The organism is Arthrobacter sp. PAMC25564, from assembly GCF_004798705.1.
Lineage (GTDB): Bacteria > Actinomycetota > Actinomycetes > Actinomycetales > Micrococcaceae > Arthrobacter.
Genome location: NZ_CP039290.1, coordinates 204,220 through 216,670, shown reverse-complemented (window position 1 = coordinate 216,670; position 12,451 = coordinate 204,220). Strand labels below are relative to the sequence as shown.

Genomic DNA, 12,451 nt, shown 5'->3' with positions numbered 1-12,451 from the left:
CTGGGAATCCCGCATCCAGAAACCACTAAACTGGGACCCATGACTGCCACTAGTGACTCTGCTGCCCGTGCCCGCCTGCTGGAACTGATCAAGGAACTGGCAGTCGTCCGGGGCAAGGTCATCCTCTCCAGCGGCGCGGAGGCCGATTACTACATCGACCTGCGCCGCATCACCCTGCACCACGAGGCGTCCAAGCTGGTCGGCCAGGTCATGCTCGCGCTGATGGACGACGCCGGCATCGGCTTTGAGTGCGCCGGCGGGCTCACCATGGGGGCAGACCCGGTCGGCACCGCCGTCATGCACGCCGCCGTCGACGCCGGGCGCCCCGTGGACGCCTTCGTCGTCCGCAAGGCGCAGAAGTCCTACGGCATGGGCCGCCAGGTCGAGGGCCCCTCGGTCGAGGGCCGCAAGGTGCTGGTCCTGGAGGACACCTCCACCACGGGCGGCTCCGCGCTGACCGCCGTCGAGGGCGTCCGCAAGGCCGGCGGCAACGTGGTCGCCGTCGCGGTGATCGTTGACCGCGCCACCGGAGCCAAGGAAAAGATCGAAGCGGAAGCCGGCGTTCCCTACCTTTTCGCCTTCGGTAAGGACGAACTCGGTCTCGACTAGGCCTGCTTCCGCCGGCAGGAGGCGTGTGGACGGGGACAGTACGGTGGCTTATCATTTCCCTACCTGCCCATCAGCCCCTGCCACTGGAGAACACGCGCCATGCCCCCGTCCGAACAGTCCCTGGCGGTCGCAGAAACCCTGGGTACCGAACAGTCGGTGAACACCGTCGACCGGATCCAGAACCTCATCCTGGACAGCGCGGATTTCGAGGAGTTCCTCAACGAACTCGCGCGCTTCTCGGCGCACCAGGTGGCTGGCGCCGGTGATGACGCACTGTGCGGCATCACGCTGTTGAGGGACCGCAAGGCCGCCACGATCGGCTGGAGCAGCGACTCCGCCCGGGAAGTGGACGAGATCCAGTACCGGCTGTCCCAGGGTCCGTGCCTGACCGCAGCCCAGGAAGAGCGCGAGGTCTACGTTCCGGATCTCTTCGAGGAAGACCGCTGGGGCCCGGACTATGCCAGTGCCGTGGCCTCGCACGGGCTGCGCTCGGTGTTGTCCGTGCCGTTCCACCTCCAGGGCGAGGCCCAGGCCGCGCTGAACCTGTACTCGGACATGCCGCGTAAGTTCGACGGCGACGTTGCCGCCCGGGCCCGGGGATACACCCGCGAAATTTCGCAGGCGCTGCGGCTCGCCGTCCGGTTCTCGCTGCACACGGACAGTGCCACGAACCTGCGGGCCACGCTTGAATCCCGCACCGTGATTGACATGGCCGTGGGCATTGTCATGGCGCAGAACCGCTGTGACCAGGCGACTGCTGTCCGGATCCTCACCGAGGCGTCCAGCAACGGCAACGTCAAACTGCGGGACATCGCAACCTCGCTGGTGCAGTCGGTGGGCGGATCCGGGACCCGGACGCACTTCGAAGAGCCCGCCCGGAAAAAAGCCGTCTGATCCGGAAGCGGACTCTGACTTGTGTGCATGCCCTGCCAAGGTTAGGCTGGATGAGGTTGAGCCGTCGGCCATAGACACCTTCATTTGGAGTACCTATGGACCAGACCCTTCACCCCCGCGTCAAACTCGACATCGCCTTGGACGTCGTCCGGATCGACATCCGGGGGAGCCTCACGCAGGACTCCCGGCCTTCGCTGATGCAGATCATCCAGCGGGTCCGCCGGATGGGCATCACCTCCCGCATCCACGTCCACCTGGGCCGCGCGGCCTTCGTCGAATCATCGGCCCTGGCCGGTCTCCGCAATGACCTGAACGCCGTCGGCAGCGGCATCCCGGCGGGCAGCTCCGGAGGGCTGCCGCTCGGAGCCGGCGTCTCCCTCGAACTGAACCCGCACGACGACGGCCCCGCCGCGGAGTTGGAACCGCTCGAGCTGTCCACGGACCTCGCGGCCTCCCTTGACACCTCCGGAACGGGCCCGCTGGCCCGCTACTCCGACGACGAACTGCTCGCCGCCAGCGACTCCGTGTTCGGCCTGCTCGACAATCCCGCGGATATGGCACGCACGGAACTGCTGGCGAGCTACGAGGAGATCGGTCTCGAGATCAGCCGGCGCGAAGTCGGCCAGCAGCCGGAGCCTGCCTAGCAGCTGCGCGCTGGCGTCCGCCATGGGGCCAGACTGCAGGCCCCGTTGCTGATCCGTGATCTGCAGTGGCTACGGTAGAGGAGTGCCGCCTGTACCGGAAGCCGAGGATCAGGGCGGGCCCGGTTCCACCGAGACCCGCTGGCTCCGGCATGCCGCCGAACTGAAGAGGTTTTCGCGGCGGAGCTTCCTGACCGGGACGGGGTCCGCCTCACTGCTGGCCGCGGACATGATCTTCACGAGGTGGGTGCAGTCCGAGCGCCGGGTGAACAAGATCCTCACGGTGCCGGACGAGACGGCCGAAAAATACTTCCCGAACGCCAGCTGGTTCCTGTTTCCCGGTTACAAGACGAGCTGGGAGGAGGCGCTGTGGATCCTGAACGCCCTCCGTGGTTCCCTCACTAAGCGGGGCCAGCTTGCCGCCGTCGGGTACTCCAACGTGGGGCTGGACATCGACAAGATCGTCATCGCCGTGATCGAGCACGTGCGCGCCCACAAGCTCAGCACCCTCTATTTCTACGGCCACAGCTTCGGTGGCATGGTGGCAACCCAAGTGGCCGCCCGCCTCCGCGAACTGCACGGTGTCGAAGCGTCCTTCATCCTGCTCGACTCCAGCCCCTTCAGCCGATCCGACGTGCTGGACCAGAGCTGGTTCGAGGGGGTGGTGTTCCTCTACGAGAGCGGATTCCGTTTCCCCACGGTGCTGCGGGGCGGCTACGAGCTCGGCGAACGGATGCTCCACAAGGATGAGCGCAGCTGGGGCCAGGTGTGGGACCAGACCCTGGAACAGCTGTCTCCGATCGCGCCCTCCAGCGTGCTGATCCAGTCCGAATCCGCCTACATCTACCACTTTGACGCGAGCCGTTACGTCGGAAACCTCGGCGGAACCCGGATGGCGTTCATCGGCAATCCCAAGGACAGCACCGTGGACTATGAGACCGCCCGGGACGGCTGGCGGCTGACCTTTGCGGCGAACATGGCCTCCGACGGGCTGCGCACGGACGGGGCCCGGCCCGCCCATGCCAGCCCGGGATGGAGCCCGTCCGTCTACCGTCCGATCATTGAAGAACTCGAGGACGAGCTCTTCCCGCTGCCGGCCGGCGGCGGGAAGAAGACAGCGTTCTGAGCGTTCTGGCGGCGCCGCTAGATCTGGTTCTTCAGGTCCGCCACGGAGTTCAGGATCTGGTTGGGCCGGAACGGGTACGCGGCGATATCGTCCCGGTGCGTGATGCCGCTGAGCACCAGCACCGTGTGCAGCCCGGCCTCCATGCCGGCAATGATGTCCGTGTCCATCCGGTCCCCGATCATGGCCGTCGTTTCCGAGTGCGCGTCGATCTGGTTCATCGCCGAGCGGAACATCATCGGGTTCGGCTTCCCCACGATGTAGGGCTCCCGGCCGGTCGCCTTCGTAATGAGCGCCGCGATGGCGCCGGTGGCCGGCATCGGGCCGTCCTTCGACGGGCCGGTGGCGTCCGGGTTGGTCGCGATGAACCGCGCGCCGCCCAGGATCAGGCGGATGGCCATGGTGATGGCCTCAAAGGAATAGGTACGGGTCTCGCCGAGCACCACAAAGTCCGGGTCCTGGTCCGTGAGGATGAAGCCGGCCTCGTGCAGCGCCGTCGTCAGCCCTGCCTCGCCGATCGTGTAGGCGCGGTTGCCCGATTCCGAGCCCCGCACCTGGTCCTTGAGGAACTGGGCCGTGGCCAGCGCCGACGTCCAGATGTTCTCCTCCGGGATTTCCAGGCCCGAGGACCGCAGCCGGGCCGCGAGGTCCCGGGGCGTGTAGATGGAGTTGTTGGTCAGGACCAGGAACCGCCGGGAAGTGTCTACCCAGCGCTGGATGAGTTCAGCGGCCCCGGGGATGGGCTGGTTCTCATGGACCAGCACGCCGTCCATATCCGTCAGCCAGCACTCGATGTCCTGGCCGCTGCGGTACAACGACGCCGATGTACGTGTTTCGTCTGGCTCTGCCCTTTGGTCCGCGCGCTGGTCCGCCATGGTGTCCTCCGCCGTAGTGTGCCGCTTCGTGTCCCCCAGTCTAATGTTGAGTGGTGACTGAACCCGAGACTCCCAGCGAACCCCGTACCGCCCCGGCGGCCCAGCCAGAGCCAGAGGCTGAGGCGAAGGCGGAGGTCGGCGTCGGTCCCTGGGAAGGCGAGCTGCCCGGGGGCGGACACTGGGATCCGGAACTCCTGGCCGAGGGCGACCGCCGCAACGTCGTGGACAAGTACCGCTACTGGAAGCACGACGCGATCGTTGCGGACCTCGATTCCCGACGCCACAACTTCCACATCGCCATCGAGAACTGGCAGCACGACCTCAACATCGGCACGGTGGTGCGCACCGCCAACGCGTTCCTCGCCAAGGAGGTGCACATCATCGGCCGACGCCGGTGGAACCGCCGCGGGGCCATGGTCACCGACCGCTACCAGCACATCCGCCACCACCCCACGGTCGAGGACTTCGTGGCCTGGGCGCAGGGGGAGGGGCTGGCGATCATCGGGATCGACATCTTCCCGGACTCCGTGCCGCTGGAAACCTACGAACTGCCCAAGGACTGCGTGCTGGTGTTCGGGCAGGAAGGGCCGGGCCTGACGCCGGAGGTCCACGAGGCCGCGCTCGCGACCCTGTCGATCGAGCAGTTCGGCTCCACCCGCTCCATCAACGCCGCCTCCGCCGCGGCCATCGCGATGCACGCCTGGATCCGCCGGCACGTCTTCGGCCAGCTCCCGGGACACGGCTAACGAGTATTACAGGGCCGCGTGACCGGAAACACTGCGCCGTCGCAAGGAATGGCTAGGATGGTGCGTAGCCGACGAGGTTCACTCCAGGGTCAACCAGCCCGCAGACGAAATTCACATGAGGAGTCAGCATGCCCATTGCAACCCCCGAGATCTACTCCGAGATGATCGACCGCGCAAAGACGGGCGGCTTCGCCTTCCCGGCCGTCAACGTCACGTCCTCGCAGACCCTGAACGCCGCACTCCGCGGCTTCGCCGAGGCCGAGTCCGACGGCATCGTCCAGGTCTCCACCGGCGGTGCGGCCTACTGGTCCGGCGCCTCCACCAAGGACATGGTCGCCGGCTCCCTGGGCTTCGCCGCGTTCGCCCGCGAGGTGGCGAAGAACTACGGCGTGAACATCGCGCTGCACACGGACCACTGCCCCAAGGACAAGCTGGACGGCTTTGTCCTGCCGCTCCTGGCCGCGTCCGAGGAAGAGGTCAAGGCCGGCCGCAACCCGCTCTTCAACTCGCACATGTGGGACGGCTCCGCCGAGACCCTCACCGAGAACCTGCGCATCGCCCGGGAACTGCTGGAGCGCACCGCCGCCGCCAAGATGATCCTCGAGGTCGAGATCGGCACCGTCGGCGGCGAGGAAGACGGCGTCGAGAACGCCATCAACGACAAGCTGTACACCACGGTCGAGGACGCCCTGGCCACCATCGAGGCCCTCGGCTCCGGCGAGAACGGCCGCTACATCACCGCCCTGACGTTCGGCAACGTGCACGGCGTGTACAAGCCCGGCGGGGTGAAGCTGCGTCCGGAGATCCTCAAGGACATCCAGGCACAGGTCGGCGCGAAGCTCGGCAAGACCAACCCCTTTGACCTGGTCTTCCACGGCGGCTCCGGCTCCACCGAGAAGGAAATCGCGGACGCCGTGTCCTACGGTGTCATCAAGATGAACATCGACACCGACACCCAGTACGCCTACACCCGCCCCGTGGTGGATCACATGTTCCGCAACTACGACGGCGTGCTGAAGGTCGACGGCGAGGTCGGCAACAAGAAGCTCTACGATCCGCGCGTCTGGGGCGCCTCCGCCGAGGCCGGCCTTGCCGCCCGCGTCGTCGAGGCAGCCCAGCAGCTCGGCTCCACCGGCAAGACCTTCTGAGCATGTCCGACGACTTCCGCAAGAACCTGATGGGCCCCGAGCCCACGCTCCTGCCCGCGGAGACCGAAATCTACCAGCACCTGGCCCTGGGCCAGGAAGCCCTGGACCTGGTGGAGAAGCACCCGACGTCCTCGCTGCTCTGGGCCATCCTGGCCGAAGAAGCGTGGAAAGAGGGCCGGACCATCGATTCCTACGCTTACTCGCGGGTCGGCTACCACCGCGGCCTGGATTCGCTGCGCCGCAACGGCTGGCGCGGCGTCGGGCCGATCCCGTGGGAGCACGAACCCAACCGCGGCTTCCTCCGCGCCCTGTATTCGCTGGGCCGTGCCTCCGCCGCGATTGGCGAGGCCGAGGAGCCGGAGCGGATCGAGAAGTTCCTCACGGACTCCGATCCCACCGCCAAGGCGGCCATCGAGGCCGAGGGCTAAACCCGGATCCAGACAGCAACGCGGGGTCACTTACGGCCCATTCCACCGTGGTGGATGGGCCGCAAGTGACCCCGCGTTGCTTTAAAGACGACGGCTTTAAGCCGACGACGGCGGAGGATGCCTTAGCTGGTCTTCGCGAGTCCGGTCCGGGCCATGGCATCCGCGTACGCAGTGTGCATTTCTTCGAGGTACTGCTCCTGCCGGGCCGGGGTGCCAGCGAAGGCACGGCCGCTGAGCGAGCGGACTTTGTACGTCTTCAGGCCGCGGCGCCAGATCATGGGCACTTCGGTCTTGAGCAGCAGATTGGCGAGGCGGTTGGCCTCGGTGCCGTGGGCAACGATCACGGAGGCGCGGGGCACGACGGCGAGGAACTTCAGCAGCGGCTTGAGGCCGGCGGAAATCTGGTCCGGCGTGAACTTGCCGTTGGGCTCACCGGGTACGTACCAGGGGTGGACGTTCCACGGCATGATGTATTCCGGGCGCAGGCCCAGCTTCCACTGGACGCCGAGCATCCGGGTGGCGGCTTCCTCGTCCCCGGCGGTGATGAAGCCGGACTCATCCTCGGTCCCGATGTTGGAGAAGAGGCTGATGATGCGGCATTCGTCGACGTCGTGCATCGGATCAACGTAGGGTACATTGGTGCCAGCCTTGTTGGCCCGCAGGGTGTCGCAGAGCTCGTTGACGGCCGCGACGCTGGGTTCGTAGCGACGGCTCAGGAGCTCTTCGCGGAAATTTTCAGTGGCCAAGGCTGTCATATATTGCTGCATCTCCTGCGGGATTGGTAACGCTGCCAGACCGGATGTGGGCACGCCAAATGCGGGGCACGCAGAGTCCGGTATGGTTTGAAAATGTGGTGTGGACCGATTCCTGGTCGATCCTTATCAGTCTATCAAGCCCTGCGAAATGCCGGGCCGCCGGACGCCGCCGCAGTGACGGCCGGCGGTGTTCCCGGTACCCGCGCGCGGAACCGGCTGCCTTTCCCCGCCAGCTACCAGAGCCGCTTGCTGGCGCGGCGGGCGCCTTCGCCAAGGGCCTCCAGCTTGGCGAAGGCAATCTGGGGATGGACCCGGCCGCCGAGTCCGCAATCTGTGGACGCAATCACATTTTCGCGCCCCACCAGCTCGGCAAAACGAACGATCCGGTCCGCCACGAGCTCCGGGTGCTCCACCACGTTCGTGGCGTGCGATACGACGCCGGGGATGATGACCTTGCCCTTGGGGAGCTTGGAGTCTTCCCACACCCGCCATTCGTGCTCGTGGCGGACATTTGCCGCTTCGAAGGAGTAGCCGCCGGCGGTGACCTGCAGGACCGAATCGAGGATGTCCGCGAAGGGGATATCCGTGGTGTGCGGGCCGTGCCAGGATCCCCAGCAGACGTGCAGGCGGATCTTGTCCTGGGGGAGGCCGCGCAGGGCCCAGTTGGTGGCCTCGACCCGGAGCTGGATGAACTTGAGGTAGTCCGCCAGGCTGGGCTCGGGGTTGATCTGGTCCCAGCTTTCGGCCAGCGAGGGGTCATCCAGCTGGACCGTCAGGCCGGCGTCGATGATGGCCTTGTACTCCTCGCGCATCGCGTCGGCGCAGGCGTAGAGGAGCTCCTCGTCGGTCTTGTAGTACTCGTTCGCGACGCGGGCGCAGGACCCCGGCGACAGGGAGGCCACAAAACCCTCGGTCAGTCCCGCCGCGGCCAGGCCAGCCTTCAGGTTCGCGATGTCCGAGCCGACGAGCGCGTGACCGGTGTAGCTCAGCGGCCCGGCGATTTTGGGCTGGGTGACGCTTTTGCGGTGGGCCAGGATCCCGGAGGACGGATCGTTGTAGGCCTCGTTGAACTTCTGCCGGTCCCGGCGGTCGGGGAAGGACGTCAGGACGATGTTGCCTGGTGTGGAGCGGTGCACACCGGCGTCGGCCCAGCGGTCCACATCGGTCGGTTCCAGGCCGCCGAGCCGGGAGAAGGAGTAGTTCCACCACGCCCCGTAGTCCACCGAACTGGACATCGTGTGGCCGTACTCGCCATCGTTGGGGATGTCGATGCCGAGGTCCTTCTGGCGCCGGACGATGTCCGCCACCGAGCTTTCCAGCAGGTCCAGGAATTCGGGGGTGATGCCGTCGGCTTCCTTGGCCTCGTTCGCGGCGATCAGTTCCGGGGTGCGGGGCAAGGAGCCGGCGTGGGTGACGCGGATGTGGTCGGTGTTCTGGTTCATGTGGCCACTCTCACATAATTCCGGGAACTGGCAAATCGACTGGCCATTGTGTCGCGGCGCGGCGGGCAGGGCAGGGGCGGGTGCCAAAGCGGTACTTGTCACCCGCATCGGCTAAACTTGGGTGGTAAGAGCCCCGGAACTCTGTCGTTGATGGGTAAGAAGCACAGCGGTAGGTTTGGGGCATTCTGATGAACGGCGCTGAGCTCCGGTGAAGTCACTTCGGTGAACCAACTGCGGTCCGGCCCGAACGAATGGGGGAGGATCCCATGCCAGCAATCGTGATCGTCGGAGCCCAATGGGGCGACGAAGGCAAAGGTAAAGCCACTGACCTGCTTGGCGGCCGCGTCGACTACGTCGTCAAGCCCAACGGCGGCAACAACGCGGGGCACACCGTCGTCATAGGCGGTGAGAAGTATGAGCTCAAGCTCCTTCCTGCCGGCATCCTGAGCCCGAACGCGGTTCCGATCATCGGCAACGGCTGCGTGGTGAACCTTGAAGCACTGTTCCAGGAGATCGACGGACTGGAAGCCCGCGGCGCGGACACCTCCAAGCTTCGCATTTCCGCCAACGCGCACCTCGTGGCGCCCTACCACCAGGTCCTGGACAAGGTCACCGAGCGTTTCCTGGGCAGCCGCGCCATCGGCACCACCGGCCGCGGCATCGGCCCCGCCTACATGGACAAGGTGGCCCGCCTGGGCATCCGCGTCCAGGACGTCTTCGACGCGTCCATCCTGCGCCAGAAGGTCGAAGGCTCGCTGCGCCAGAAGAACCAGTTGCTGGTCAAGGTCTACAACCGCCGCAACATCGAGGTGGACGAGATCGTGGAGTACTTCCTGTCCTTCGCCGAACGCCTCCGCCCGCTCGTCATCGACAGCACCTTCGTCCTGAACAAGGCGCTGGACGAGGGCAAGGTCGTGCTGATGGAGGGCGGCCAGGCCACGTTCCTGGACGTCGACCACGGCACCTACCCGTTCGTCACCTCCTCGAACCCGACGGCCGGCGGCGCCTCCGTGGGCTCGGGCATCGGCCCCACCCGGATCTCGCGCTCCATCGGCATCATCAAGGCGTACACCACCCGTGTGGGCGCCGGGCCGTTCCCCACGGAGCTGTTCGATGAGATGGGCCTGTACCTGCAGAAAACCGGCGGCGAATTCGGCGTCAACACCGGCCGACCGCGCCGCTGCGGCTGGTACGACGCCGTGCTGGCGCGCCATGCCTCCCGCGTCAACGGCTTCACGGACTACTTCGTCACCAAGCTGGACGTGCTCACCGGCATCGAGCAGATCCCGGTCTGCGTAGCCTACGACGTCGACGGCGTCCGGCACGACGAAATGCCGATGACCCAGACCGAGTTCCACCATGCCAAGCCGATCTTCGAGTACTTCGAAGGCTGGACCGAGGACATCACCGGCGCGCGCACCCTGGACGACCTTCCGGAGAATGCCAGGAACTACGTGCTGGCACTGGAGAAGCTCTCCGGCACCCGCTTCTCCGCGATCGGCGTCGGCCCGGACCGCGACCAGACCATCGTGATCAACGACCTGATCCTTGACTGACGGTCTGACAAACAACTGACGCCCGACGGCGGCGGGCCACCCGGACAGGGGGCCCGCCGCCGTCGTCGTTAACCCAGAAAAAGAAACTCCGATCGGTGCGTAACCTTTCGGGGTACCCCAGCGATTACTCCTTTGTAAGCGCCGCCGGAGCCTGGACCCCCATCAGGCATCCGGCCGGCCTTCCGCCAACCAAAGGATGTATCCCTGTGATGAAGAGTGTTAGCAAGACCACCAAGATTGCTATCGGCGCCGCCGTTCTGGCGGTCGGAGGATTCTCCGGCATCGGGCTGGCCAACGCGGCCCAGGTGTCCAGCACCCAGTCCGGCACCCAGCGGGCTGAAGTGGCCCACACTGTGCCCGCCACCCCGGCCGTTCCCGCCGTCCCGGCCACCCCCAAACTTCCCGCTGCGCCGGCGGTCCCGGCCACCCCTGCCGTTCCGGCGGCCCCCTCCGCTGACGGCTCCGCCAAGGGCGATGCCGACGTTGACGGCACCGAAGGTGGCGCCGAGGGCTCCGCCGACGCTGACAAGGGCGGTGCCGACGTCAAGGGCGGCGCCGCTGCCAAGGGCGCAGCCGGCGAGGCTCACGCCAACGCTGACGTCCACGCAGCCGTCCCTGCCGTCCCGGCGGTGCCGGGTACCAAGGGCGTACCGGCTGTTCCTGCCGTTCCGGCCACCCCGTCAGCCGAGCTGCCCAAGCTCGACAAGTAAGTACGGAACGCCTCCCACGGAGGCATCGGGGGTGCGGCCGCTAGACTTGCCGGGGCCGCACCCCAGCAGTAACGGAAGGACAGCCTCTTGGCAGAACAGCTAAGCGATGACGAATTGTCAGCCGCCCTAGCTGGCGAGCCCTCAGGCTTCAGCGCCGTCTACACCGCCGTTTCCCCCGCGGTGCTGGGCTACTTCCGGGCCCGCGGAGTAGAGGACGCCGAGGCGCTCACCCAGGACGTCTTCGTGGACGTCCTGCCGAAATTGGCCAAGGTCACCGGTGGCCACAGCGGTCTGCGGACCTTCATCTTCTCTGTGGCCCACGCCAGGCTGGTCGATTACCGGCGGCGGGCCGCACGCACGCCCTATTTGGCCGAATACGATCCCCGGGACGACGCCCGGTACGCCAAGTCCGCCGAGGATGAGGCTCTCGGATCCCTCGGCGGCATGTCCGGCACCCTGTCCCGGCTCAACGAGGAGCAACGGGAGGTCCTGGTCCTGCGGATCGTCGCGGACCTCTCCATCGAACAGGTGGCCGGCATCATGGACAAGACGCCGGGTGCCGTCAAACAGCTTCAGCGACGCGGGCTCAGTGCCCTGCGCGAACTCGTCACCGAAAAGGACCACGCAGCATCATGACCGGCACACGTGACCCCCAGCAGGATGGCAGCATCCAGGCGATGCTCCGTGATTCCGGCCTCGAGGCTTCCACCGAACTCCGCGAATCCCTGGAACAGCTCCGCGCACTGGTCCCGGAGCGGGCCCCTGCGCCCCGGGCTGATCTCGCGGCGCTGCTGGCCGCCGGTGCCGGCGGTTCCGTTGCCGACAGTGCTGCCGCAGGCCCGACGACGGCGATGCGCGCCGTCGTATCCCCGCCGGCTCCGGCGGACGGCACGTTGCCACCGGGCGTCACGAGCCTGACGGACCGCCGCCGGAACCGGAATCGCCGCCTGGCGATAGTGGGCGGCGCCGTCGTGGGTGCCATGAGCCTCGGGGCAGGCGCCGTGGCAGCGTCCAGCGAGGACTTCCGCCACAACGTCGGGCAGGCCATCGGCGTCCTGTTCCAGCCGGCCGCCCGTACCCCGGCCCCGGAACATGCCCAGCCGTCCCCGGCTGACATTCCGGCCGTTCCCGCGGCGCCCACGGCTGCGGCGACCAACGCTGCTGCTTCGCCCGGGAGCGGGACTCCCGGCTCGACGGCTGCTGCCGTCCCGCCGCCGTCCGGCCCCACGACGCCTCCGGGCGCCGGCCGTGGCGGACTATTTCCCCCGCAGGGCGAACGCCCGGTCGCTCCCGGGGTTCACGACCTTCCCGGCCAGCACGGACTTCCCGGTCCCGGCGATGGCCCGGCTGATGGCCGGAGCCTGCCCGAGGCCCCCGCACCGGTCAGCCCCACCCTTCCGGGCGTGGTTCCGACGAAGCTCCCCGGCCAGCCCTGATCCGTCCGGTTCGCGGTCCGTCCGGTTCGCGGGTCGGGTGCAGGCTCGCGGTTGCCTTACGGCGACCCCGGCGCCTGAGCCGCGAGTC

The 12,451-nt window shown here is 67.1% G+C and carries 14 protein-coding genes; 11 read left to right on the top strand and 3 right to left on the bottom strand.

Features of this window, described 5'->3' with window-relative positions:
* Window positions 1–39: 39 nt before the first annotated feature.
* The 4 genes from pyrE (at window position 40) to E5206_RS00995 (ending at window position 3,270) form a co-directional block, all read left to right on the top strand.
* Window positions 40–609: an orotate phosphoribosyltransferase gene (gene pyrE, locus E5206_RS01010; RefSeq protein ID WP_136320857.1), complete on the top strand. Its 570-nt coding sequence runs from the start codon at window positions 40–42 to the stop codon at window positions 607–609.
* Between the two features lie 99 nt (window positions 610–708).
* Window positions 709–1,503 (top strand): GAF and ANTAR domain-containing protein, encoded by a 795-nt coding sequence (locus tag E5206_RS01005; RefSeq protein ID WP_136320856.1) that lies wholly within the window; start codon window positions 709–711, stop codon window positions 1,501–1,503.
* A 95-nt stretch (window positions 1,504–1,598) separates the two neighbouring features.
* The gene (locus E5206_RS01000) at window positions 1,599–2,147 is read left to right on the top strand and encodes a hypothetical protein (protein ID WP_136320855.1); all 549 of its coding nucleotides are present in this window, start codon (window positions 1,599–1,601) and stop codon (window positions 2,145–2,147) included.
* Window positions 2,148–2,229: 82 nt separating this feature from the next.
* Window positions 2,230–3,270, top strand: coding sequence for a thioesterase domain-containing protein (locus E5206_RS00995; RefSeq protein ID WP_136320854.1), 1,041 nt, complete (start codon window positions 2,230–2,232; stop codon window positions 3,268–3,270).
* 17 nt (window positions 3,271–3,287) lie between these two features.
* Here the strand turns inward: E5206_RS00995 and E5206_RS00990 are convergent, their stop codons facing one another.
* The gene (locus tag E5206_RS00990; RefSeq protein WP_136320853.1) at window positions 3,288–4,142 is read right to left on the bottom strand and encodes an HAD-IIA family hydrolase; all 855 of its coding nucleotides are present in this window, start codon (window positions 4,140–4,142) and stop codon (window positions 3,288–3,290) included.
* 161 nt (window positions 4,143–4,303) lie between these two features.
* Between E5206_RS00990 and E5206_RS00985 the strand changes: the two genes are divergently transcribed.
* The 3 genes from E5206_RS00985 (at window position 4,304) to E5206_RS00975 (ending at window position 6,464) form a co-directional block, all read left to right on the top strand.
* Window positions 4,304–4,888 carry a TrmH family RNA methyltransferase gene (locus E5206_RS00985; RefSeq protein WP_240690091.1) on the top strand — a complete coding sequence of 195 codons (585 nt, stop codon included), beginning with the start codon at window positions 4,304–4,306 and terminating at the stop codon, window positions 4,886–4,888.
* 128 nt (window positions 4,889–5,016) lie between these two features.
* Entirely contained in the window at window positions 5,017–6,036 is a 1,020-nt protein-coding gene (gene fbaA, locus E5206_RS00980) for a class II fructose-bisphosphate aldolase (protein ID WP_136320851.1), read from the top strand.
* Between the two features lie 2 nt (window positions 6,037–6,038).
* Complete coding sequence (locus E5206_RS00975) at window positions 6,039–6,464, top strand: DUF3151 domain-containing protein (protein WP_136320850.1); 426 nt, start codon at window positions 6,039–6,041, stop codon at window positions 6,462–6,464.
* 122 nt (window positions 6,465–6,586) lie between these two features.
* On the opposite strand, the gene E5206_RS00970 is transcribed toward E5206_RS00975, so the two are convergent.
* Both E5206_RS00970 and E5206_RS00965 read right to left on the bottom strand, forming a co-directional pair.
* The gene (locus E5206_RS00970; RefSeq protein ID WP_136320849.1) at window positions 6,587–7,219 is read right to left on the bottom strand and encodes a uracil-DNA glycosylase; all 633 of its coding nucleotides are present in this window, start codon (window positions 7,217–7,219) and stop codon (window positions 6,587–6,589) included.
* A 233-nt stretch (window positions 7,220–7,452) separates the two neighbouring features.
* The gene (locus tag E5206_RS00965) at window positions 7,453–8,661 is read right to left on the bottom strand and encodes a cobalamin-independent methionine synthase II family protein (protein WP_136320848.1); all 1,209 of its coding nucleotides are present in this window, start codon (window positions 8,659–8,661) and stop codon (window positions 7,453–7,455) included.
* Window positions 8,662–8,927: 266 nt separating this feature from the next.
* On the opposite strand from E5206_RS00965, the gene E5206_RS00960 reads away from it, so the two are divergent.
* From E5206_RS00960 to E5206_RS00945, 4 genes are all read left to right on the top strand, one after another.
* Window positions 8,928–10,217 carry an adenylosuccinate synthase gene (locus E5206_RS00960; RefSeq protein WP_136320847.1) on the top strand — a complete coding sequence of 430 codons (1,290 nt, stop codon included), beginning with the start codon at window positions 8,928–8,930 and terminating at the stop codon, window positions 10,215–10,217.
* Window positions 10,218–10,426: 209 nt separating this feature from the next.
* Window positions 10,427–10,927, top strand: a complete 501-nt coding sequence (locus E5206_RS19150) for a hypothetical protein (RefSeq protein ID WP_168709246.1) — start codon at window positions 10,427–10,429, stop codon at window positions 10,925–10,927.
* A gap of 87 nt (window positions 10,928–11,014) precedes the next feature.
* Complete coding sequence (locus E5206_RS00950; RefSeq protein WP_136320845.1) at window positions 11,015–11,563, top strand: sigma-70 family RNA polymerase sigma factor; 549 nt, start codon at window positions 11,015–11,017, stop codon at window positions 11,561–11,563.
* Window positions 11,560–12,363: a hypothetical protein gene (locus tag E5206_RS00945; protein ID WP_136320844.1), complete on the top strand. Its 804-nt coding sequence runs from the start codon at window positions 11,560–11,562 to the stop codon at window positions 12,361–12,363. Before E5206_RS00950 ends, E5206_RS00945 begins: the two co-directional genes overlap by 4 nt.
* The last annotated feature ends 88 nt before the right edge of the window (window positions 12,364–12,451 follow it).